Here is a 24,795-nt window from a genome sequence, read left to right as displayed (position 1 = left end):
AATAAAACATCAAAAAATATGGATTGAAAGGATTAAATTACCCGTAACAGGTATTTGTGTTGCTCTATTTGAATATTTATGAGGTAAATAAGCACTATTCCCACATAAAAATTAACTTTTATGTGGGATTGTATGGTGATTTTCCTAGTTCTTATCTTCTATATTAGGTAATAAAGCGGTAAATATGCCAAGTAACGGCAGAAAAGCACAAATCTGATAAACTAGTTCAATACTTGTTCTGTCCGCAATATCACCAAGTACCGCTGCGCCAATACCTCCCATACCAAAAGCCAGCCCGAAAAACAGGCCGGATACCATCCCGGTTTTACCTGGAATAAGTTCCTGAGCGTATACCAGGATTGCAGAGAACGCAGATGCCAGAATCACACCAATAATCACTGATAGAATACTTGTCCAGTACAGAGAAGCGTAAGGCAGAACTAATGTAAAAGGTGCAACTCCAAGGATAGATATCCAGATAACATACTTTCTGCCGATCCTGTCACCAAGCGGTCCACCAATAATGGTTCCTGCCGCAACTGCGAATAAAAAAATAAACAGATGAAACTGGGCGCTTTGCACGGAAATGCCAAATTTGTGTATTAAGTAAAAAGTATAATAGCTACTGATACTGGTGAGATAAAAATATTTGGAAAAGATTAAGATTAGCAAAATAACCAAGGAACCTATCACGGTTTTTCTTGATAAAACTTTAATGGCAGGGCCAATTTTGGCTTGATTTTTCTTGATATAATTCTGAGCGTTATACCATTTACTGATCTGTAGCAGCACGATGATACCCAGTAATGCCGCCAAAGAGAACCAGCCAACGTTGCCTCTGCCATGGGGAGCAATAAACAGAGCGGCTAGCAAAGGCCCAAGGGAGCTGCCAAAATTACCGCCGACTTGAAAAAGAGATTGAGCTAGTCCGTGGCGACCACCGGATGCCATACGTGCTACGCGCGACGATTCCGGGTGGAATACCGAAGAGCCTGTTCCAATTAATGCAGATGCTAATAGAATTAACGGGAAATTGTTGGCATAGGCCAGCAATAATAGACCGGATAAGGTGAAACTCATCCCAACAGGTAATGAATAGGGCTGTGGATGTTTATCAGTATAGAGACCTATCAGTGGTTGTAATAAAGAGGCGGTAATCTGATAAGTCAGGGTGATCATACCGATTTGCACAAAACTCAGGTTGAATTCTAATTGTAGTAAAGGATAAATTGCCAGAATCAGCGATTGGATCATATCGTTCAATAAGTGTGAAACACTGATTGCCCCAAGAATAGTAAAAACGGTATTCCTGGTTTTTTTGGGGTGAGATGGAACTATGGTGGTATTGCTTTGTTCGCTCATATTCGCAGCCAACCTGTCTTAATCAATAGTCAGTATATTGGTTATTTGTTGAATTTTAATACATATTAGGTAGAGAGTTGATTTTTTACTATCTTGGATATAGTTTTATACCCTATGGATTTCAAGATGGATCGCGACGGCAAGGGAGTGAATCCCCGGGAGCATAGATAACGATGTGACCGGGGTGAGCGAGTGCAGCCAACAAAGAGGCAACTTGAAAGATGACGGGTATATAGTATTCTCGCAAAGACGAAACAAAACATGTGTTAATAACTGCATAACATAACCTGTCTCAAGAAATGATCAATTTATCCCGCCTTGTTAGCTTTAAAAGCTGTTTTTGCATGGCAATTCACTAAAAAAAACATGGAGATATACCATGAAATTCTCGTTCAAGACCTCAGCTTGTGCTTTGGTTGTATCTATAGCACTACTTCCAGCAATCGCAAATGCATGGGAGAAGGATAAAACCTATAACATTACCATTTTGCACACCAATGACCATCATGGTCATTTTTGGCATAACGATTATGGTGAGTATGGTTTAGCCGCTCAAAAAACGGTAGTTGATGAAATCCGTCAGGAGGTCGTGAAAAAAGGTGGTAGTGTGTTACTACTTTCTGGCGGGGATATTAATACCGGTGTACCAGAATCTGATCTGCAAAATGCCGAACCTGATTTTAAAGGCATGAACTTGGTGGGCTATGATGCAATGGCGTTGGGTAACCATGAGTTTGATAATCCTCTGTCAATACTGCGTCAACAGGAAAAATGGGCAACTTTTCCATTTCTGGCCGCCAATATTTACCAAACAAGCACCGGCAAACGTTTGTTCAAACCTTATACTATTTTCGATAAACAGGGTGTGAAAATTGCGGTTATTGGCCTGACGACTGATGATACGGCGAAAATCGGTAACCCAGCTAATTTTCCTGATGTTGAATTTCGTGTTCCTGCGACAGAAGCCAAAATGGTTGTTGAAGAACTAAAGAGAGATGAAAAGCCAGATGTGATTATTGCAGCAACCCATATGGGGCACTATGACAACGGTAATCATGGTTCTAATGCGCCGGGTGATGTTGAAATGGCTCGCAGCTTGCCTGCGGGCTATCTGGATATGATTGTCGGTGGTCACTCACAAGATCCGGTCTGTATGTCTGCGGAAAATAAAAATTATAAGCAGATCGATTATGTGCCAGGAACCCCATGTTCGCCGGATCGTCAGAACGGTACCTGGATTGTTCAGGCTCATGAGTGGGGTAAATATGTTGGTCGTGCTGACTTCCAGTTCCGTAATGGTGAATTAAAGCTGACTCACTATCAGTTGATCCCTATTAACCTCAAAAAGAAAGTGCAGAAGGAAGATGGTTCTACTGAACGTGCTTACTACACTCATGAAATTGCACAAAACCCGGATATGTTAAAGTTGCTGATGCCTTATCAAGATAAAGGTGATAAACAACTTGGTGTAAAAGTGGGTTCTATTGAGGGTAAATTGGAAGGGGATCGTAGCAAAGTTCGTTTTGTTCAGACTAATATGGCCCATGTTGCGCTTTCTGCCATGATGGAACGCGCGGGTGCTGATTTTGCGATTATGAGTGGTGGTGGTATTCGCGATTCGATTGAATCAGGTGATATCACTTATAAAGATGTGTTGAAAGTGCATCCATTTGCTAACACATTGGTTTACGTTGATATGAAAGGCGATGAAGTCAAACAATATCTGGCGGCGATTGCTAATATGAAAGTTGACTCTGGTGCTTATGCACAGTTTGTGAATGTCAGCCTGATTGCTGATGGTAAAGGTGTTAAAGAGGTAAAAATCGGTGGAAAGCCACTAGAGCCGAATAAAACTTACCGCATGGCAATGCTGGACTTTAATGCTATTGGTGGTGATGGCTATCCACGTGTTGATAATTATCCAACCTATGTCAACACCGGTTTTGTTGATGCAGAAGTTTTGAAAGACTATATCGAGAAGCATTCACCACTGAAAGCGGCTGATTATGAGCCAAAGGGTGAAATTATTTATCAATAATCCCTGACAGAATGATAAATCGAAAGGGCGGCAATTTTGGCCGCCCTTTTTGGGTAATAATTTAAGCTTTTGCAATATCAGCGAAATTACCTCTCAATAATCTACAGAGATCAGACGACGCCAATTCAATATCTAACCCTCGTTTACCACCCGAGACAAATATAGTTGGGAACTGTTGCGCTTGGTTATCAATAACTGTTGGCAAGTATTTTTTCTGTCCTAGCGGACTGATCCCGCCGACGAGATACCCTGTCACTTTCTGGGCGATTTGGGGATCAGCCATTTCTGCTTTTTTGACTTTAAAAACTTTGGCGACCTTTTTTAAATCCAGTTCACCTGAAACGGGGGTGACGGCTACCACCAAATTTTTAGCCTCACCATTAAGTGCAACCAGCAAAGTTTTAAATACCTGCCTAGCATTGAGTCTTAATTTCCTCACTGCTTCATCACCAAAGTTATGCTCATTTGTATCGTGTTCATAGGTATGAAGAGTAAAGCTAACGTTCTGTTTTTCTAATAGAATGATCGCAGGTGTCATAATTTCATTACATAGAATAATTTTGTAATTAAGGATAACGGATGAAATAGAAGGATGGAATTGATATTCTAACTATGGCTCTGTTGCTTGTGTACAAACAGGTAATATCCCGAACAATAAGAATAACGAGAGTGACAGGTTATTCCTCTTTGATTGGCCAATATTACTGTATTATTGGCCTTTTTTTAATCCTGTTCTTCTGCCAGCATCTGAGGCAAATTCCCTTCACCGTACAGATGCAAAGCACCAACAGCGACAAGATATCGACCGGTAGGTAATTTCCGTAAACGCTTATTCCATCGTTTATTACGTTCAGTCATCAATAGTTGGTATATCTCTTTACTGAAAGTTGTTGGTAAAACATGTTTTTGCTGTTCAGGTTGATAGTCCATCCACCAACTGATCATTGTTTGTAAAGCGCGGGCATTTGCGTGCCAATGGGTTAATGTATCTTCCAGTAGTGGCAGGCCGTTATTGGGAATTTGATTAAGTAAATTAATTTGTGATTCAGTACCTTCTAGTTCAATAACCGTTTTCCCTTGCGCTTTGGCTGCATTCAGTAGCTGATAATCGATACCGTAATGGGGATGCAATCCAAGGTTTTGTGCTTGTCCTGCTTGTAAAATTAAAGCGATTTGCCATGAGGGTAATAAATTGAGGAATTCTTCCTGCTGTTGGATTTCATTGCAGCAGTCTTGAAAATTCTGGTACATCTCAGAAGATAAACGTTGTTCGATGCGGTGATATGATTGAAATTCATCATGAAATGGGGAGTCTGCCTGAATAATATCTGCTTCCACGATTAATGTATCGGATAGATTAAGTTGTTCTATCAATATTTCCGACAGTGGGAACATATTTTTCGTACCCATATGAATACTGCCCACCAGATGCAAATGTCTATCACCTGCCAGTGTAATATCGTGAGCGGGATAGGGATAACGATGGAGAGCATTGATTCCTAATATATTGGTAAGGTGTTTAATCAGTCGTCCCATTTTAGCTCCGGTTTAGCATTTATTCTTTAAACTAGCTATTTTTCTAGGTTAATATTACAACTGTATCTCTATCCATTTCCATTGAATGTTCTTTTACTACTATTCAGTATACAAGGAGATTTTACTTGACCGCTGTATTTACCTTTCTAGTTTTTTAAAAATGATCTATACTCAAAACACTTCAAGGTGCATGTTTGAAAAACAACTATATTGTTGAATTTAAATGTTTTTATATCTTGTTGTTCAAGCATCTTGAAGTTCATTAGGTATAGAATTAATGACCATTTTCAGGTGTTAAAAACTGCATCTTGAAGTTTCTTGGGTATATACCCGTCATCTTTCAAGTTGCCTCTTTGTTGGCTGCACTCGCTCACCCTTGTCACAGAGTTATCTATGTTCCCGGGGATTCGCTCCCTTGCCGCCGCAATGTATCTTGAAATCCATAGGGTTGGGTGTTGATACTGGTAGTCAATTGGCCTTTGAGTTGCGTAATGGTGAAGTTGTTGTGACTCATGTAATTAGTTGAACATGAAGACCCGTTAATTGGGCATTCCTTGACTTGCTGTCTGAGGATATTCAGGTCGGGTACCGTGTGTGTGGTTTACTAGTACATCGGAAAAAAGATGGCACTATTTGCCGCTGAAAAAGGAGATGTCCATCACATCACTACATCCCCCGCTTTTTATAGTAAAAAATAATTTGACAGTTGGCTAGATTCTGAATTAAAAATGCTCATCGTTGTCTCCACGAAATTTCACATACAAAGAGAGTATGACTCATGGCAGGAGGCATTGATGAACATAGATAGTATTGGCATTATGATGCAGAGGGATGATATCGGTTTCTCAGCCTCGCACTTCACTATTTTTTCGGAGTTTGAACGGGAAACGTTGCATGGGCATAATTTCAATGTTGGTGTAGAAGTATATTCCGAATATGAAGAAAACGGTATGATTTTCGATTATTGCATAATCAAAAAAAACTCCATGAGCTTTGTAGTTATCTCGATGACAAATTATTACTTCCTGGTGAATCACCATTTTTAGTTATAAAAAGAAACAAAGCTAATGTAGAGTGTTTTTTTCATAATGATTTTTTCTCATTTCCTGAAAGGGATGTACGTATTCTTCCGTTAAAAAACATTACACTCGAATCATTAAGTTCTTGGTTCATAAAAGAACTAACGGTTTGTGACTCTATGCCAATGAATCTTATAAGCGAAATTGTGGTGTATGTTGGATCAAGCAAAGGACAGAAGGTTAGTAGAAGAGCGATAATAAAATGAACACAGTATTTGTTACAGGTGGGAGCACAGGGATTGGTCTTAGTATTTGCACCATGTACTTACAAATGGGTTGGCGCGTAGTCTCACTTTCTCGGACTCCTCCGCCACTTGACGACTGCATTCACATCGAAACTGATTTTGCACAATGCAGCATCAAGGAGGATAGAATTCGAGAAATCCTTAATGAATGCAAGGATAAAATATGTTTGGTTCATAATGCTGCACAGCATGTTTCAGATACTGCACTTAAGGCAGATATTGATTACTTGAGTGATTTATTTAATATCTCTATAAAGGGAGCGGCAAAACTAAATAGTATTTTTTCTAATTTCCTTAATGAGGGTTCGTCAATAATTTATATAGGTTCAACGCTTTCCGAGTTAGGTGTTCCTGGAAACTTCTCATATATAACGATAAAACATGCTGTTGTCGGTATGATGAGAGCGACCCAACAAGACATGAGTGAACGCAAAGTCCATACTTGTTGTATTTGCCCGGGAGTTACCGCAACCCGAATGGCCACGGAGAGTGAAAAGTTCACTGATGATTTTTTTTCTAAGCGAGTTTCATTGGGTAGATATGTTGAACCGGAGGAAATCGCAACACTAACATATTTTTGTTCTGAAAATCCAACACTCAACGGAAGTGTAATTCACGCTAACCTTGGGCAAATTAACAGCTAATGGGCCGCAACAATAATCAAAGGATTAAAAAACAATCACAAAGTAGTTAACACCTTAAGTCTATAGTAATCGACACACTGTTTTGATGTGTTGCATAAAATTATGAAATTAAAATTCACTTTAGGGGCTGGGGCTGTTGACGTTTATTGTTCATCATTTGTTCAATACTCATCGGCAGCCATATAATGACAAATGCCAGTGCCAGTCGTGCTGGCGTAATTTCAGATTATTGACATTTTTATCTGGTGCTTTGCTTTAATTAAGTAATTAAGTTCCGTTTACCCGACGGAGATGGCCGCCATGTTAAGAATACCCCCTCCCCAGACTTTCCCGCCAGAAACGCTCTCGCTTGACGAGCTGGTGCCCAAAAATCATTTGGTCCATCAAGTCGATGCCGCCATTGATTTTGAATTCATCCGCGAATGAGTCGCGCCTTTGTATTGCCACAATAATGGTCGGCCTGCCATTTATCCGGTCATGTTGATTAAAATGATGTTGCTCGGCTACTTGTTTGGCATCCCCAGCGAATGCCGCTTGGCTCAGGAAATCTAGGTCAATGTGGCTTACCTCTGGTTCCTCTGCCTCGGCTTAATAGAGAAAGTGCCTGATGCTTCGACCCTGAGCCAAAACCGCCGTCGTCGTTTCAATCACAGCGAGGTCTTCCAGCAGATTTTTGATAATATTGTTGAACAGGCCATCGCCAGAGGGTGGGTGGGGGGACGAGTACTCTATACTGATAGCACCCACCTGAAAGCCAGTGCTAATCCGCATAAATCAAAGAACGAGCTGCGTTCTGTGCCTCCCAGTGCCTATCTTGAGGAATTGGAAAAGGCCGTCAATGGAGACCGGGCCGCATCAGGAAAAAAAGCCTAAAGCCAGCCATGAAGGAGCGGCAGAGAAAGACGAAAGTGAGTACCACTGATCCGGACAGTGGATTTATGCACCGGACCAACAAACCCCGGGGGTTCTTTTATCTTGACCACTGTAGTGTGGATGGGAAAGTCGGCATCATCACCGATACCTACGCCACTCCTGGCAATGTCCACGACAGCCAGCCTTTTATTGGGTGCCTGGTGCGTCAGCTCAGGCGATTCTCCCTGTCTCCCCTCGCGGTTGGGCTGGATGCGGGCTATTTTACGGCCCTGGTTTGTGACTTAACGGAACAGTCAGGTGTCATGCCGATAATCGGTTACCGCCGTCCGAATAAGGGGCCGAACGTCTTCCAGAAGAAACATTTTACCTATGACAAGCAGGAGGACTGCTATGTGTGTCCTCAGGGCGAAAAGTTGATTTATCAAACGACCAGTCGGGAGGGATACCGGCATTATCAGGCTGCGGCGACTATCTGCCAGTATTGCCCGAAACGCGCGTCCTGTACGCAGGCCAAAGGAGGTAAAAAGATAACCCGTCATGTCTGGGAGGAGAGTAAGGAGCAGGTCAGGGAAAACCGGTTAACGGAGTGGGGTCAAAAGACCTACAAGCGGCGAAAGGAGACGATAGAGCGCAGTTTTGCGGATGCGAAGCAGCATCATGGGCACCGTTCAATGATGGGGATCCTGCTTTATGGGATCATGAAAGGATACTGCTCGCTTAGAGCACTTGAACACATGGTGCGTTTAGATTTAAGGTGTATTTTTGTCAGTTATGGCGTGACACCTGATCACGACAGTCTTGGGAGTTTCATTTATCAGCAATCACAAAGTCTGATGCAGGTGAATGTGTGACCAAATTTTCTGCATGTACAATGTCATGCGTTTGACCACCTGACAGCTCAAAATGTACGGGCAAGTCGTAACTGTCTAAGGTTAAATGAATTTTTGTAGAACGTCCGCCTCGGCTCTTACCGGTAGCTTCCTCTTCCAGTGAAGCTGTGCCTGAGCTATGTTGATAAGCGCGGACAATACTGCCATCAATAAATGACCATTTTTCATCCGTGTTTTTAGATAAAAAATTGAATAATAAATCAAAAATACCTTTCTTTGACCATTCGTTAAAGCGCTTAAAGATGGTATTCCATTTTCCAAATTCATCCAGTAAGTCACGCTAGGGGCACTCGGCTCGCATGCGGTAAAGGACCTCTTCGAAAGTCAGGTAGTGTTTTTTTGTGGTAAATATATCCACTTTGTTGCATCAATACAGCTAGCTTATTCCATTAGGGGCTTTGATAACATTGTCCTTGGCATGGTGGAAAACAATGATACCAGATCACTATGCTGTTCAAATTCCCCTCATAAAACGTTAACAGCTCCTAAAAGTAATAATATCTTATTGCTTTGACTCATTTATAATGAATCAGAGCGTTGAGTTAGATAGCATTAGACATGGGAGACGTTAGGTTCATAAACTATTCCCAAGCAGCAAACGTTAGTTCTCGAATTGACAAAGGTACAAATCTGTAGTAATTACATTACATGCTTTTACTTTTTCCATTTTATAGGATCGTTTGTGATGTAATGTCCCGCACATAAGCCCGTTACTTGTCATTTTTCCCACTGCCAGAAAAGTGTGATACATGGCTGTGCTTTGCGACGCAGTTGGAAACTAGATATTTTTTCAGCTTATTACGGACATTAAAATGATTCTAGCACTCTTCAAAGCCTTGGCTGGTAAACCGTGGTTATTACTTCTTGGCCTCTCCTTTGTTGTTTCTTCCATCGGGAATGGCATTACCTATATTGTCGTTTTTAGCGAATTAGTCAGGTTATCAGCTCCCACTACCTCGCTCGCTTTGGCTTATGTACTTTCCACTGTACCAGGACTTATCGGGAGCAAAGTAGGTGAGCATTATTGCCGAACCGGCAACCCTTTTTCTATTCTGATCGTAGGTGAATGCCTTGGCATGGCAGGACTCGCGGCTCCGTTTCTTGCCGTGGTAAGTGGCTCGATCCCTCTGTTTCTCATCGCCCAGACCGTATCCGCTTTTACTATTGGCATGACATTTCCGGCCATGAGTAAGATCTTTAAAACTGGACTGACTGAAAAAGAGTTGCCGATCGCCACAACGCTCGAAACCATTATTTTTGCGTGTAACGTCATCTTCGGTGTGGGGCTGGGACTCCTACTGCTCGGCCATGTCACTGTTATACATCTGCTGGTCATCGATCTGGCGAGTTTTGCTCTGTCATTAATGATATTAGGGTGGTCAAGAGCGCGTTTTACTAGAACTTTTCATTACATTACCCAAGCCGATGCATCCATTGAGTGGCGGGTTCTCACAAGCACTCAGCGGCGGGGAATATTACTTTTGCCACTACTGGCATTTGCAGGAGCGCCAGCTATGGCGTTGCTGCCAAGCTTAGTACCGCTTTCACTTACCGGTCATGAGGCACAGACCACGGCGTTGGCACTGCTTTTTTCGCGTAGTCTAGGGCAGCTTGTCGGGCCTTTATTGCTTAATCCTGAACGTTTTGAAAAGAATAGTAATAGCAATGCTTTGTTGATAGGCTGCCTGTTCGCCTTCATCACTTGCTACGGGTTAGTACCTTTCTCTTCCTCAACTTATCTGGCACTACTATTAGTGTTTATCGCCCATGTATTCTCAAACGTCGTATTTTCGCTGGCGGTATATACGGTGCTGAAGAAGTTCGATGAAAATCATGTCCCGGCGGCAATGGCGAAAAGTTATCGGTTACAAATGTTGATCACTGCCGTGGTATCTATAGGTGCAGGGTATTGTTCACAATATATTGGAGTTGTGTACGCACTTTATGCCTTCAGCGGCACAGGTTTTATGCTGATTGTGATGTTATTGATCGCGGGAAAACGAATGACTCACAAATCAGTGACGGCGGGAACGGAATAGAGGTAATCGTTGAGGGGCACACCGCCAGCGAAGCGGTGTGTCAAAACAGCTTAAAATAACTCAATACCTTGGATATCTTCTTTGGATACCTCTATGTTAGAGCCTTTTCCGGCAAGATAATGAAGGCAGCCCAGCGCACGAAAACGCGCTGGCGCATGCGGACCACGGCTTAATAGTCTGTGCATGATTTCTTCCGAGGCGTATTCACGCCAGAGCAACAACACGCTATTCTGAAATTGCTCTTGTAACGCCAACGTTTCCCCCCCAGCCAGCCTGCAAAGCGTCCGCCAAGCAATATCGCAGCCGGATAAATCCGCCAAACATTCCCCGCGAGTGAGCACCCCATCAATAAAGTGTCCCGGCAGAACTTCTATCTTGCTGAAAAAATTAGCGATTCGCGCGGCTGTTTGATTGAATATTTGCTCATCTTCTTGCGTCCACAGCATATTCAGATTGCCATGCTCGTCAAAGTAGCAGCCTTCGTCATCAAGGGCGTGACTGATTTCATGCGCAATAATGATACCAATACCGCCGTAATTCTCATTCGCACTCTGCTGAGGCCACAGCAAAGGAGGTTGTAACACTGCGGCAGGGAGAATAATTTCATTTTTTCGGTGGTTATAACAGGCGTTGACTTCGTGCCCGTACATGTCCCATAAATGCGAGTTAAATGAGCCATTTAAGCAATCTGTGAGATGTTTAAATTTTGCTTCTTTGATAGCCAATACTATATCAAATAGATTGTCCAGTTCAGTGAAACAGCCATAAGAAGTTAGAGGCGGTGGAGTACCAATTTTAATTCTGATTGCGGCTATCTTGCGTAGTGCACGCGCTTTAAAAATATCTGACATCCATGTGGACTGTTGGATACTAAGCGAAAATGTCACCATGATTTCCCGAACCATTTTCTGAACCAGATCTAGCGTTTGTGGCGCGGTGTAACGCTCGGTGTATAACTGAGAAAGATAATCATCAAACAACGAAATCAGATGTGCATATGGAGCGCTGATTTCGGATGGGCGCTTACGCTCTGCCCCGGTGATGTTTTGTAGAAAATGGGCAATGCCTTCGGTGTCCAGTTTGGAAAAGAAGTCCCGATATTTGAGGCAAAAGCGAACTTTAAAGTAGGCTTCCAGCACTTCAACAGGCTTTGTTACTAGAACCGCTCCGACGGCCTGTGCATAGGGAAGGGATTCAAGCACTAGCTTTTCAGGTTCAGGCGCTTTAAGACCTGAGCATAAAGATACCAGGTCAAAGTGAGTTAGTGACTTAAAAACCGTTGGCAATACAGTATTACAGGTCAGACGCGGGTTGCGTTTTTCTTCTACGGAAAACTGATGGCTAACGAGTTCTCGCTCTAGCTGAAAAATTTCACGCGCCATAAGCAAAGGCTGAGGATCATCCAGTACAGACAATATCTGCTCAACCACTCTAAACCACGAATGACGTACTTCAGTATAGAATGGCTCGTTTGAAGTGTAATACTCCTCGCCCGGCATCATGAAATCTGCACTTTCTAGCCGTAAGCAGGTAACGCGTGTGTTCTCCTCCCAAGGGACGACTCTTACTCGAAATAAAGCCTCGACACCGTAAGCCGTCCAGCGCCCCAAAATAAAAGGGATTGTCCTCTCACGACTATTTCCTAGCGTGAGATTATCCATATGAGTTTTAAAGAATGAAACCGCATCAATGCGCCAAGTATCAATGTCCTGAAATTTTTCATAGCATTTTCTAATGAGCACTTCATTTTCATTAACCGGCTGCCTTACAATATCATCAAGCATTTCTCTAAGCTGTATGTGCACGACATCTCTTAATTCCGTAAATGTACTTCGATAGCTCACTCCCTCCATCGCTTTTGCTTCACTTAGCCAAAAATAGTTATAATTACAATAGATATCATTTCCTTTATAAAGCATTTTTAGCACCTGGCAATTTATGTTACATTAACAATGCATGATTACACGAATAAAACAAGAGAAACCATAATTTATATTCATGGCGATTAATATACCCGCTTAACTTGAAGATGCAGGATTCAAAACTTGGAAGTTGTTATTAATATGGCACGACAGGTTCCCGGCAAGCTCCGGTGATATTTCAGTAAAAAAGTGATGTATGGTCTGCCTGAACAAGGCTGCCGAGGCGAAGTAATGATTATTTCTGACCTGTTCATTCATCACCTTCCAGAGCCTTTCTATCTGGTTCAGATTCGGGCTGTATGGAGGTAAGTAATGAAGGTCAATATTCATCACATAAACCCAGTCTTTTACCAGATCACTCCAATGGTAATCGGCTCCATCAAAGATAATATGAACCGTCTGACTGACTGGATAGGTTTCACGAATGGCAATGGAGAACTCTGCAATGTGATAACTGTTGATACAGTCATATTCGCGTACTGCTGCCCGTTGTTTTCATAGCGGTTTTCTGGCCTTTGCGCATCCAGCTATAAGCGAGTTTTGTCCCCTGTGTGGGATGGACGCCATCAATGAATAAGATGGGCTCATTATCTCCGGCTTCCTGTTTCAGTTTCCCGTAAGTTTCTATGAAGCCCAGTGCTGTTCCATGTTGGACTTGTGCGGAACGCCGGTCGGTTTTTTGTAGCTGAATCCATTGTAGTGCAGCCATTTATTCATGCAGGGAACGGTGTAACCGATATTCAGCCATTCTTTAACAAGACGGATAACCGCCTGTGTGGTGGGCAGAAGCTCCGACGTCAGATAAGCGATAAGTTCCTGAGCCTGTGTTTCGTTGAGATAACTCTGAGAACCGCCATTTTCAGGCTTCAGTTTGCGATGATTAAGGTAATCGCTGATATGACAATTAACCGTCGTTTCATGAAGACGTAGAGCCTGAGTGATCGTGACTGAACTCCGCCTTTAACGGCCAGCAGAACCGTTTTGATACGATCACACTCCCTCTTATCACGGCAGGTGTGATGGAGGTGTTCGAGTTCGGCTTTCTGTTCATTGGTAATGAATATTTTCATGACTGATACCATGATCCTTATTTTGGGGAAAATCAAGCATCTTCAATGATTACCGGTATATAAATAACTTATATGGACACCGACTCAATTCAAGTGGGTGAGTAAATTTTTCTGACAACGTAGTCGCAAACATATATTCGGCTTCAATGAGCCCTGATGAAAATCCGCACTCTCTGCCCTCATTATTTCAACAGTCTCGATAGACTGAGTTATTTACCAGGTTCACAGAGAGTCGGTTCTACCTGTCAGTACATCAATTTATGGACTTCTATATCATTTACATCATGGGTAGCTCATCGTGGTTCATAACTCGATTGTTGGCTGACCAGAGCCCAGGCTATTCGGGCATTTTTATTTGCCAGGGCAACTGCCGCTTTATTGAGTCCGCTGCGGGCTATCACGCCTTTTAACCAGCGTTGTAATCCATTACATTGTTCGTCAGGGATTTTTTGCACCCGATAAACAACTGAACGGGCACCATGAATCAGTATTCCTCGTAAATAGCCATCCCCGCGTTTCGTGATACCCAATAACCTGACTTTGCCACCACTGCTGTGTTCTCTTGGAACTAGCCCCAGATAACTGGCAAAATGGCGGCCATTTTTGAAATCCGTACTCTCTCCCAGCGCTATCATTAAAGCGGATGCCCCCAGTGGACCAATACCCGGTAGCGTCAGTAGACGGCGAATATCTTCTTCTCGTGCATTCAAAGGGTTGAGGCGTTTATCCAGTATTTTCAGACGCTGCTGCTGTTCTTTGAGTTCAAGCAAGAGTTCCTGAAATAATTCACGGCTCAGCGGGGTCAGGTCATTTTCCGCGTTTTCCAGATGCTCAGGCAAACATTGCTCAACCTTGTGAACGCTTTCGGGTATGGCAATGCCATATTCTAAGCCTAATCCCCGTATTTGATTAATCAGCGCCGTTCTGTTTTTCATTAGCCGCTGACGAACACGATGCAAACACTGAATATCCTGTTGTTTCTGTGTTTTTTCCGGCACATAACGAATCCCTGGACGACTGTCTGCTTCCACAATAGCCACGGCATCATTTTTATCATTCTTGCTGCCCATTCTGAATGGGGCGACATATTGGGGGCTGATTTGCTTCACCTCATGACCAAAGCGTTTAAATTGTCGGCTCCAGTAATTTGCGCTGCCACAAGCCTCCATCACTATTTTGGAAGGGGGTTGTTGAGCAATGAATGTCATCAGTTTATCGCGCGTTACCACGGTATTTTTAATCATTTTTCCGAGCGGAGATGCAATATGTAATTGAAACACTCGCTTTGCCAGATCAATGCCGATAACTTGTTCCATTGGACGCCTCTTCATATTTTTGCTGATGTATTCAGCATGGCTCACTGAAGCCGTTTTAGGGAGGTGTCCATTTCATTATTTCAAAATAGTAGATCACTTGGAGGGAACTCAGTCCGATTTTTGCGATCTGATCAATTGCAAAAAATCCCCAAGTCACTAAACGGACTGAGTTATGCCTATCATAGCACTGATACCTCGCAATGAACGACGCCAGATGAAAAAAATTATCCAGCGCATCCGAGATAAAAACTATGCTCGCAGACTCATGGCCATATTGATGCTACATCGAGGCGGGTCTGTCTTACAGGTCGCCCCCTTGTGCAGGGCGTTCTTCCGTCAATCGCTGGATAAATTGGTTTACTTTACATGGTCTGGAAGGTTTGAAAAGCTTGCCTGCGGGCAGACCCGCTGTCTGGAATTTAATCCTATTTTATCCTTTGATATCTTTTTTATTGCAATATTCTCCCCAACAATTGGGTTGCTTGCGTTCTCGTTGGAGTCTTGAATTTTTTGTAATTAAAATCAATGAACTATTAAATATAAAATTATCCATCAGCATCTTCTATCGTTACTTACATAAAACAGGTATCGTTTGGCGAAGGGCAGAGCCGACGCTTAAATTACTCGATCCCGAATACCCTGAAAAAATGGCGAAAATTACCGAGGCGTTGTCAATGTGCTCGGAAAAACATCCCGTTTTTTATGAAGACGAAGTCGATATCAAGCTAAATCCCAAAATCGATTCTGACTGGTATTTAAAAGGATAGTAGAAACGTATCGTGACACTAGGCAAAAACCAAAAACATTACCTTGCAGGTTGCCTGAATATTCAAACAGGGAAAATCACTTATGTTAGAGGATTAAATAAGGGTTCTCGATTATTTATCAATGTATTGAAAGAACTTGATCGCCAATATTGTCATGCTGAAACCCTCACATTAATTTTGGATAATTATAGTATTCACAAAAGCCGGATGCTTAGTGATTGGCTGACCCGTCATCCTAAATTTAACCTATTGTTTTTAGCTGTTGATTCCTCCTGGCTGAATAAAATTGAGCGCCTGTGGCAATCCCTGCATGAAACGGTGACACAAAATCATTGTTGCCAGTATATGTGGCAGTTGCTCGAAAAAGTGAAAATATTTTTGAATTCATTCTCCTACAGGACTAATAGAGAATAAAAAGAGAGGGTGTATCATAATTATGAAAAGTTATTTATCTACTACAACTAATTGATAAATAAATATAAGTAGACGCGAAAAAGATCATATTCTCAAATCTTTGAAATGGACTTGACAACCTACTTCTGATTAGATAACTATTGAAATGTTAAATAAATTAACTGGAATATTCTCAATACAATTATAAAACGAAAAAGGGTACGCTATGCTCATCGTTGGTATATCAGCACTTAACCATGATTCTGCCTGTTGCATTGTTGAAAATGGAAAAATTATTGCTGCCGTTGAAGAAGAGCGTTTCTCCAGATTAAAACACGACCCTCGCTTTCCCTATTATTCGCTTGAGTTTTGCTTACGCCAAGCAGGTAAAACTTATGCAGATGTTGACTGCGTCAGCTTTTATGAAAACGAAAAATTGAAGCGTGCACGCCAGCTTTGGAGCGCATTACATGCGCCAGAAATATTACCCCGGCTTAATCTCAACGGCGAAAGTGCTGTTGGTCACATTCGTTCAATTTTTGGCGAAGATAAAATTATCAAAAGCTATCCTCATCACATGAGCCATGCCGCCGCAGCCAGATATCTTTCGAGGTTTGACCGCTGTGCGATATTAATTAATGACGGTGTGGGTGAATGGGAAACTACATCTTGGTGGGACGCCAGTGAAAGCAAGTTACAGCGGTTAGGAATGACTAATTTCCCTCATTCAATTGGTCTTTTTTACGCCACGATAACGGGGTTTTTAGGATTTAGCGTCAATAATGACGAATACAAAGTAATGGGGCTTGCGTCATTCGGTAAACCCACCTTTGTTGAACAACTCCGGCAGATCATCACGATTGATGAAACAGGAGACATAAAGCTCGATCTCACCTGCTTCGACTTCTATGCTGGCGTGAAAATGTACTCGGACAAGCTTTCATTATTATTGGGTATGCCTGAACGTTTGCCCGAGAGTGTGCTTACTCAGACTCATTATGATCTGGCAAGCAGTGCGCAGCAGATTCTAGAAGAAATTGTGCTCAAGCAAATAGCTCATTTGCGCCTCCTTTCTCCTGCTAATAATTTGTGTCTAGCTGGTGGTGTCGCCCTCAACTGCGTGGCCAACGCGGCAATCAGACGCAGTGGTATTTATCAGAATGTTTTTGTACCGCCCGCTGCGGGTGACTCGGGAGGGGCAATCGGTGCCGCATTCCTTGCAGCACAGGAGCTTAGTGATCTGCAAGGATTGAAACTCACGTCTAAAGGTATCGACAGCTGCTTCTGGGGTCCAAGGGTCACAGATAGCGAAATTGGCTCTACGTTAACGGGACTGGGGATAAGGTATCAAAAATTACCTAGTGCTGAATGTAATCAGCAGATCGCCGCCGATCTGGTGGAAGGAAAAATCCTTGGTTTTTTCCGGGGAGCATCGGAATTTGGATCGCGAGCGTTGGGAGCCAGAAGTATTATTGCCGATCCCCGGAATCCGCATACCCAGGATCGCGTTAATCTCGTGATCAAACAAAGAGAAAAATTCAGGCCTTTTGCCCCCGTAGTGCTTAATGAATATAAACACGACTATTTCGATTGTGATTTTGATTCCCCTTTTATGACTGAGGTTTGTCCGGTTAAAAGTGGCGCTTCACTACCAGCTATTACTCACGTTGATGGTACAGCTCGTATTCAAACCGTCAGTATTCAAGAAACAGATCATCCTTTTGTAAGTATTCTCACCGCATTTCATAAACTGACAGGTTGCCCTGTTTTACTCAATACGTCGTTTAATTTACGCGGTGAACCTATCGTGAACACTATCGAAGAAGCGCTGAGCACTTTTATTCACTCGGAGATGGATGCCTTGGTGCTTGAAGACTATCTGATTTACCGCCGTGATATCCCTGCTCCGCTTTATGGGATTGAAAAGCCTAAATTATCGGAAAGTGATGATGAAGCACGCACCACTGTCTATACATTCTTTTGAGAGCGTTAAAGATGACTATTCAAATAAATAATAAAGCGATCTGTAATGCGCTAGCTGAACAGATGATGTCAGCAAATTCCCAGTTAAAAAAACTGGAAAATATCTATTATCAAGCGATCAGTCGTCGCGAAGTTTCATTGCCCTTTGATTTTTGTAAGGGCAAAGTAATGAAACCACTCAACAAAATACCTCAGCAAATTGGCATATGGACTCCGGTATTTGAAAATGGTCAGCTGAAGTATTATCAGCGTAATAAAGAGCTTGCCATGCGCTTCGGAGGAAATAATGCTTCGTGGTCAGAAACCGAAACACTACATCGCGTCCGACCACACACAAAAACCATTGTTTATCTTGGCGAATCAGTTGCTCGGGGCTTTGTTTACGATCCTGTAGTTACTCCAGCCGGCCTGCTTCAGGAAAAACTAAAACCAGCGGGAGATTATGAAATTATCGATCTCGCCTGCACCGGTATCAATGCCTCAGCTTTGTTGCAAACAGCTCAGGAAGCACTGGAATTACATCCGGATATGTTGGTTATCCATGCTGGAAATAACTGGTGGAATGCATGGTGGGGTAACCCTTCCGAACTGGTAACACAGTCCTTGATTGGCCTCAATGTGCAGGAAATTCAGGCTGTCATTACTGAGCAACTCTCTGTCTATATTAGATTTCTGCTGGAATCACTTATTAATCTTTGTCGTTTAACCGAAGTTAAATTATTTTTTGTTTTACCTGAATTCAACTATTCCGGTTGGCAAAATGAGTTTGCTATTCCCGGATGGCTGAATGACAAGTCCATCACTCATTGGCTAGAGCATGCTCACTCCGCCAATGAATATCTTCAGAAAAGCGATTTTGTGCGAGCTCGTGCCAGTTGCATTGTAGCCTTGGAACTGGATAACGAAACCAGCCCCTTAACGCTCGAATTGATGGCGAAAGCAGAGAGCGGCCTAGGAAATGAGTTAGCGGCCAAGGAGTATTACGTCAAGTCAAAAGACGCGGTGATCTGGCAATTTACAACGCATACGCCGCGCTGCCCTAGCTTTATAGAAGCTTTGATTCGGGAAGTGGTAGGCCACAGCACTGAAGCGACTTTAATTGATTTACCGGCGCTGTTTTATCAAAAAACAGGGACAGTAATACCGGACAAAACATTGTTCGTCGATTATGTTCATCATAGTCTGAAAGGAATGGACTGGGTTAGCGATGCGCTGGCCTCAGCCATTACTGATAGCAACGTGTCAGTCAACCTGGCTGATTTATATGAAGATAGCTGCGCGGGAAGCCATTTGCTCGTAGCATTGCACAACGCGAATTACAGCCAGCCTGACGATTCAGTTATGTACTGGCTCGATAAAGTGTTATCCACCAGTGGTGCTAATTCAGCGCTCAAAGCCGACATACATTTTCTAACTCAGCAATACTCGTCTGAGCAAAAAATAGAAAAGAAGACATATCGTTCTGACAATGCGGCAATTAGCAAATTTATTCGGGCTTTCAGTACCAGTACCCATTCGGGGGTGCAGCTGCGTAATTTACTGAATCGCCATGATACAAAGTGGCAGAACGCAACTGAAACTTCGAGTCATTATCCTGACGGTCATAATTTGGTCATAAATACCAGAAACCAACATATTTATCGTCATTACCCCGCCCGGCATGCCGTTTTCTCTTCACTGGTTTATGAAAATAAGCTCGTGATGAATGAAGTGAATCCTGAGTCCAGGTTTTATATTAGCTCGCTCGTTGCGGGAGAATATAAAGTTACTGTATGCGCAAGATCAACATCATCCGATAATAAACAAGGATTTTCAATCCGCATTAATGGCGACTACACGCTGTGTAATCTGAGCACAAAATGGGAAAACTTCACTTTCACTGTTAATGTTAAAGAAAACCTAGATATAACTATTTGCTGGCCGAGAGTTTCTGGTAGCCAGGATTATCACCAACAACTATTTATTCGGAATATGATAGTTGGCGATCGCAGCCTGCCATTAATGCGAATAACTGGCATCATCGGTCAAATTATCATTATTCAAAATTGAAAGTACTCAGTACTTTCTCGGGGCAATATCGTTCGATATTGTTAATTTATGGAAATAAGGTAAATATGAATGAAAGCTGAAAACCTACAATGTGGATCACGTATGTTCGCGCCTTTTTCTGAGGACGTACAAAAATTGATTAATGAGTTTGATAATAGTCAACCTATAGAATGCGGCCCGCGCATGTTCGCTCCATTCTCTGAGGATGTTGTACAACTAATTAGTGAATTTGATAACGCCCAACCAATGGAGTGTGGCCCGCGCATGTTTGCTCCATTCTCTGAGGATGTTGCACAACTGATTAGTGAGTTTGATAATGTCCAACCAATGGAGTGTGGCCCGCGTATGTTCGCGCCTTTTTCTGAGGATGTTGAGAAACTGATTGCTCAGTTCGATGCATCGCAAACTCGCTAATAATAACCCTAGGATTAGCTGAATATTCAGCTGATCCTTTCTTTAAAAGGTTAGCTAATGAAAAGAATACGTGTGGTTGGAACGGGTATCAAAGGGATAAAACATCTCACACTGGATGCTATTGACAATTTTTTTGCCAGCAAAAAAACACTATTATTTTTCCCTCAAAAAGAACTGGTCGCATATTTTAAAGAGCATAACCTTCATTCCGAAGATATTACCAACCTGTATGTCAATGGTAATCAGGATATGTCAAATTATACTGTTATAGTGACCCGTATATTTGACGAGGTTGCAGTATACGATGATATTGCATTCTGTTTACCCGGACATCCAAGATTTGGCGTTACGTTAATTAAGTTATTAAAAGAGAGAGCACATTCTGTAGATACAGAGCTGACCATTTCACTTGGGCTATCCTCTTTTGATACCATGCTAGATGATACTGAATTGGATCCTCTTGAACACGGTACTTCAATCGTTGATGCAAATCTATTGATCCTGCTTGATTACAACATTGAGCCAAGCCTTAATTATTTTCTATACCATATCTGTTCGGTGGGCACTACGCGTACTTTTATTAAAGATCCTACCCAGCAAAACGCTATTCATTATCTCAAAGCCAAACTTTTAAAACACTATCCAAAAGAGCATATTGTGAGAATGGTTAGCTCGGCTGAGTATGGTCGCGACCAAGCCATTATTAAAGAAGTTACCATGGAGAATCTCGAAACTTTACTACCAGATATTACGTTTTCTTCAACGCTTTTTATTCCGTATATCAAACCTGAGGCGAAGCGACTGAATCGTGATTTTTTAGCCTATTTACAAGCTTCAATAATGGCATAAAAGGTTCTACTATGTATTTATACGGGCTCGTTACAAAAGACTTACTTGCGACATGCTATAGCCGCCGCAGCCCTTCGCTGCCTAGTGATAGTTTTCCACCTTATCTCTGTAAAAGGCTGACTGAGGATGGGAAAGTTCCCGCTAATCTCAAAGATGTCTGGTGTGGGACGGCATCTGAATCGCTTCCTGTATATACCCTAGAATGGAAAGAGAAAAGCATTCGTTTTTATGATTCAAGCCATTCAGCCATCCTTGCCAGCTATGTACCTATTAACCCTTTACATATAGTCGAAATTGACCGTCGTCGGCTTGATCTTATCCAAGAAAGCATTTTGCAAATGGCACCTTATTTTACGGGACAGCTGGATATCATTTTTGACTTTACGTCTACCATAGTCTGGTTAAATGCACGTGAATGTGGTTTCAGCGGGGCGGCCTTCCATGAGCTACCCCATTGCACTTTTCTGAGTGATGCTTTTTTTGTTGCTGTTACGCCGTCAATCATTCTGGCACCTGAACACCGTCATTATATTATTTTCGAGAATCTTTATCATGAGGCATTACATCATCAGCTGTCTGCCTCTGTGATGCTGGAAACGGGAGGATATTACCCGAACGGCGTTTATTACGATGAACGTTTTTATGTAGGCTCCAGAGATAAAGAGTGGTCAATTCCTAATATTTTTCAGGCTGCCTATGTCTACCTTAACGTTTTGCAAACGCGCATACATTACTTGCGGGCAGTAGAGTCAAAATGTGTTGAAATTGATTCAGTACGCAATAGTATTGAGCAAGCCATTATTTACATTCAGGAAATGACGGGCATTCTGATGCAAGATAAAAAATTACAGGCAGAAATTCAAAATTATATTATCCAGATGAATGCCAACTTCAAAACAATGACTGTGGAGTATAGCCAGATATGATTACTGTTAAACAATTGGTTGAAATAAATAAAAATTCAAACAATCAGAAAAACATTCTCCACGAGAATTTATTTGACTCAGTACTGTACACCGAAAACAGCGTGTTTAGAAATATCCGTAACAAAACTATTGAGCTGGGTTATCGATTCAACTGCAAACCTGATGCTCTTTGGCTGCAATATAGATCATTCTCATTAATGAGTCTTACCGATATCTTAGCCCAAAAAAGCGTTCCCTTTTGCGATAACGTTTCCTTTCTGGAAAAAACGGTTGAGAGAGGGCTAAATTTTAACGTTGATCTCGCTTTTTTGACTACGGGGATGACCAGAAACCCGCTTTTTCATGAGTCTTGCCATTGCGTGGCAGACAACGTGTTATTCAGGAATACTCTGGGAGTATCCACTGAGGAACAAGCTATCCGCTATCTTTTTGCTGAAGCCTACTGTTTCTGCCTTTTTCAGTTTTGCGGCCTTGAAGCAAAAAGTAAAGAAAGCCTGATTGGCTGTATCATCAATGATATTGCTATTTTGACACCTGAACTGAACGCATTTCGTCAGGCTCTACAGCGTTTTGGTCAGCATAATACGATGATGATTTATATGATTTCCCATATGCTGTGTATGTCGCAAGTTGTCATGCGCGATGTGAATCATCAGTTGCTGTCCCAGTATACTGATATGGCCTATACCTCTGAAAATGAGGAATTGATCAATAAACTTATCTCGATGGGATATTCCATTCTTCCCTCGTTTTCAACCACCGTGCAGGCTATCTTTTACACTTTTGTTGACCTGCCGCGCCCCACACCTGAAGTGACCTTATCTTTATTCACTGATAATAAATTTAATCATTATTTCCAGGAGCAATCATTTGTTCTGGCCGATTTAGCTTTGAAGGGGTAAATCATGACTGAAAGATACGTTCCGGATATGTCAGTAATTCATCATTCGCACATGCTGAAAGACAAAATCAGACTGGAAAAATATCAGAAGGCTATCTCGGAAACCGTTTCACCTGAAGATAGTGTGGTTGATATAGGTTGTGGTTGTGGAATCCTTTCTTTATTAAGCTCCAGAAAAACCCACAACCAGGTACATGGGATAGAGTACTTTGATTATCCATTTGCCTTAGCCTCTGCTTTTTGCCAGGAGCAGGATAATATTACCTTGCATAAAAACTCCTCATTCCAGACAACCCTGGCTGAGAATATTAAAGTCATTGTCACAGAAACCATCGGTCAGATTGGGCCGGAAGAGCATATGATTGAGGCCGTTTGGGACTTTTGCCGTCGTCATCCATCAGTAGAAAAAATTGTCCCATCAACGCTCAGCGTTTTTGTCCAGCCGCTATACAGCCCGTGGTTTGAGGCTTTCAGGAAAGAAAAAAAATCATCTTATGACGAACTGTCTCATTATGACATGAATAGTACCAAAGCCGGAAGTATTATCGATGAGCACCTTGGAAAGCTCATTTTTCAAAGCGATCTCAGTTTCCAGCAGATAGTTGCCACCGGTTCTTCCGAGTCATTGGTTAAGTATGAATTAGGCATTACTGCCTCTTCCTCTTTTAGCCAGCTAGTGCATTTGCCTGAAGGTGGGTTACATGATGCCAATGCCCTGCATCTTTATTTCGCCAGCGAACTGAGCCCCGGAAATATTCTGGACACACACTACGCTTCTCCCCTCACGCACTGGGAACATAGTTTTGTATTAATCCCTCCCGGTAAGAGAACAGCACTTATAGACTATCGTGCTGGCGATCGCTTCCTTTCATGCCAATGGAAATAGGTAAGAGCATGTTTACTCCTTTTAATGAAGCAGTATTTGAGCGGATTGAAGTACGCCACAGCCCGTTCCGTCACCTATTCTCTGAGAATATTCTTAACCATGAATTTCTTTTGAGGTTACAAGCTGTAATCGCCGCAATCAGCGATGAGCATTTCGGTAAACATGCCTCAGGTTATCGTTTTGCACACTATCCCGATGAGGACTTTATCCGTTTCGTCTACTCCCAGCCTTTTCTTCAGGTCATAGGAAGACTTTTTGGGCGTCCGGTTCGTCCAAGTAAACAATTTTTCCTGCCGCAGGTTTACATATTTCCTGAAAATTATCGTGGTCTGCCACCGCACACCGATGCGTCGGACAAACGAGATTTAGCAATGATATTTTATATTGCTCAGGGATGGGATGAAAGGTGTGGCGGAGAGTTGCGCGTACTGAATAGTGATAAATCGCCCTATCAGGTTTTTTCACCGGTTTATAACTCCATGAGTTGTATGGAATTATTTGAAAAATCATGGCACGAAGTTTTACCTGTCAAATCTAGTTGGATAAGAAAAACCCTGATTATTGATTTTGATTATCTGTAAAAACATGGGGATGATTTATCCCCATGTGATTT

The 24,795-nt window shown here is 42.3% G+C and carries 17 protein-coding genes and 4 pseudogenes; 14 read left to right on the top strand and 7 right to left on the bottom strand.

Annotation, left to right across the window (positions count from 1 at the left end):
- Positions 1–144: 144 nt before the first annotated feature.
- Complete coding sequence (locus CKY02_RS05680; RefSeq protein WP_112894548.1) at positions 145–1,362, bottom strand: MFS transporter; 1,218 nt, start codon at positions 1,360–1,362, stop codon at positions 145–147.
- A gap of 379 nt (positions 1,363–1,741) precedes the next feature.
- On the opposite strand from CKY02_RS05680, the gene ushA reads away from it, so the two are divergent.
- A complete protein-coding gene (ushA, locus tag CKY02_RS05675) occupies positions 1,742–3,400 on the top strand; it encodes a bifunctional UDP-sugar hydrolase/5'-nucleotidase UshA (RefSeq protein WP_112894547.1) in 1,659 nt (552 codons plus the stop codon).
- Positions 3,401–3,461: 61 nt separating this feature from the next.
- Here ushA and ybaK read toward each other — a convergent pair whose 3' ends face one another.
- Together ybaK and CKY02_RS05665 are read right to left on the bottom strand one after the other, a co-directional pair.
- Entirely contained in the window at positions 3,462–3,938 is a 477-nt protein-coding gene (gene ybaK / locus CKY02_RS05670) for a Cys-tRNA(Pro)/Cys-tRNA(Cys) deacylase YbaK (protein WP_112894546.1), read from the bottom strand.
- A 185-nt stretch (positions 3,939–4,123) separates the two neighbouring features.
- A complete protein-coding gene (locus CKY02_RS05665) occupies positions 4,124–4,936 on the bottom strand; it encodes a TraB/GumN family protein (RefSeq protein WP_112894545.1) in 813 nt (270 codons plus the stop codon).
- 794 nt (positions 4,937–5,730) lie between these two features.
- On the opposite strand from CKY02_RS05665, the gene CKY02_RS05660 reads away from it, so the two are divergent.
- From CKY02_RS05660 to CKY02_RS05650, 3 genes and pseudogenes are all read left to right on the top strand, one after another.
- Entirely contained in the window at positions 5,731–5,982 is a 252-nt protein-coding gene (locus CKY02_RS05660) for a 6-carboxytetrahydropterin synthase (protein ID WP_167405270.1), read from the top strand.
- Between the two features lie 235 nt (positions 5,983–6,217).
- Positions 6,218–6,904 (top strand): SDR family NAD(P)-dependent oxidoreductase, encoded by a 687-nt coding sequence (locus CKY02_RS05655; RefSeq protein WP_112894543.1) that lies wholly within the window; start codon positions 6,218–6,220, stop codon positions 6,902–6,904.
- A 300-nt stretch (positions 6,905–7,204) separates the two neighbouring features.
- Positions 7,205–8,628, top strand: a pseudogene (locus tag CKY02_RS05650) (IS1182 family transposase).
- Here the strand turns inward: CKY02_RS05650 and CKY02_RS25150 are convergent.
- Positions 8,588–9,087, bottom strand: a pseudogene (locus tag CKY02_RS25150) (IS5 family transposase); the annotation flags it as partial. The pseudogenes CKY02_RS05650 and CKY02_RS25150 overlap by 41 nt on opposite strands.
- 392 nt (positions 9,088–9,479) lie before the next feature.
- On the opposite strand from CKY02_RS25150, the gene CKY02_RS05640 reads away from it, so the two are divergent.
- On the top strand, positions 9,480–10,706 hold the full coding sequence (locus CKY02_RS05640; protein ID WP_112894542.1) for an MFS transporter: 1,227 nt from the start codon (positions 9,480–9,482) through the stop codon (positions 10,704–10,706).
- A 50-nt stretch (positions 10,707–10,756) separates the two neighbouring features.
- Here CKY02_RS05640 and CKY02_RS05635 read toward each other — a convergent pair whose 3' ends face one another.
- The 3 genes and pseudogenes from CKY02_RS05635 to CKY02_RS05625 all read right to left on the bottom strand — a co-directional run bounded on the left by CKY02_RS05635 (position 10,757) and on the right by CKY02_RS05625 (position 15,014).
- Positions 10,757–12,625 (bottom strand): M13 family metallopeptidase, encoded by a 1,869-nt coding sequence (locus tag CKY02_RS05635; RefSeq protein WP_112894541.1) that lies wholly within the window; start codon positions 12,623–12,625, stop codon positions 10,757–10,759.
- A 99-nt stretch (positions 12,626–12,724) separates the two neighbouring features.
- Positions 12,725–13,698 (bottom strand): annotated as a pseudogene (locus CKY02_RS05630) (IS630 family transposase).
- A 293-nt stretch (positions 13,699–13,991) separates the two neighbouring features.
- Complete coding sequence (locus CKY02_RS05625; RefSeq protein WP_112894540.1) at positions 13,992–15,014, bottom strand: IS110 family RNA-guided transposase; 1,023 nt, start codon at positions 15,012–15,014, stop codon at positions 13,992–13,994.
- 172 nt (positions 15,015–15,186) lie between these two features.
- Between CKY02_RS05625 and CKY02_RS05620 the strand changes: the two are divergent.
- From CKY02_RS05620 to CKY02_RS05580, 9 genes and pseudogenes are all read left to right on the top strand, one after another.
- Positions 15,187–16,195: pseudogene (locus CKY02_RS05620) on the top strand (IS630 family transposase).
- A 205-nt stretch (positions 16,196–16,400) separates the two neighbouring features.
- Complete coding sequence (locus CKY02_RS05615; RefSeq protein WP_112894539.1) at positions 16,401–18,158, top strand: carbamoyltransferase family protein; 1,758 nt, start codon at positions 16,401–16,403, stop codon at positions 18,156–18,158.
- Positions 18,159–18,169: 11 nt separating this feature from the next.
- Positions 18,170–20,206 carry a hypothetical protein gene (locus CKY02_RS05610; RefSeq protein ID WP_112894538.1) on the top strand — a complete coding sequence of 679 codons (2,037 nt, stop codon included), beginning with the start codon at positions 18,170–18,172 and terminating at the stop codon, positions 20,204–20,206.
- Positions 20,207–20,275: 69 nt separating this feature from the next.
- On the top strand, positions 20,276–20,620 hold the full coding sequence (locus CKY02_RS05605) for a hypothetical protein (protein WP_112894537.1): 345 nt from the start codon (positions 20,276–20,278) through the stop codon (positions 20,618–20,620).
- 57 nt (positions 20,621–20,677) lie between these two features.
- Positions 20,678–21,469, top strand: a complete 792-nt coding sequence (locus tag CKY02_RS05600) for an SAM-dependent methyltransferase (RefSeq protein ID WP_112894536.1) — start codon at positions 20,678–20,680, stop codon at positions 21,467–21,469.
- Between the two features lie 11 nt (positions 21,470–21,480).
- Complete coding sequence (locus tag CKY02_RS05595; protein WP_112894535.1) at positions 21,481–22,395, top strand: hypothetical protein; 915 nt, start codon at positions 21,481–21,483, stop codon at positions 22,393–22,395.
- Between the two features lie 14 nt (positions 22,396–22,409).
- Positions 22,410–23,297 (top strand): hypothetical protein, encoded by an 888-nt coding sequence (locus CKY02_RS05590; RefSeq protein WP_146747390.1) that lies wholly within the window; start codon positions 22,410–22,412, stop codon positions 23,295–23,297.
- Between the two features lie 3 nt (positions 23,298–23,300).
- Positions 23,301–24,182 (top strand): SAM-dependent methyltransferase, encoded by an 882-nt coding sequence (locus tag CKY02_RS05585; RefSeq protein ID WP_112894533.1) that lies wholly within the window; start codon positions 23,301–23,303, stop codon positions 24,180–24,182.
- A gap of 8 nt (positions 24,183–24,190) precedes the next feature.
- Complete coding sequence (locus CKY02_RS05580) at positions 24,191–24,763, top strand: 2OG-Fe(II) oxygenase (protein ID WP_162120692.1); 573 nt, start codon at positions 24,191–24,193, stop codon at positions 24,761–24,763.
- Positions 24,764–24,795 lie beyond the last annotated feature (32 nt).

Origin of the sequence: Photorhabdus bodei (assembly GCF_003287735.1) — a bacterium.
GTDB lineage: Bacteria > Pseudomonadota > Gammaproteobacteria > Enterobacterales > Enterobacteriaceae > Photorhabdus > Photorhabdus kayaii.
The sequence above is the reverse complement of the archived record's forward strand: the minus strand, read 5'-3'. Positions and strand labels throughout refer to the sequence as shown.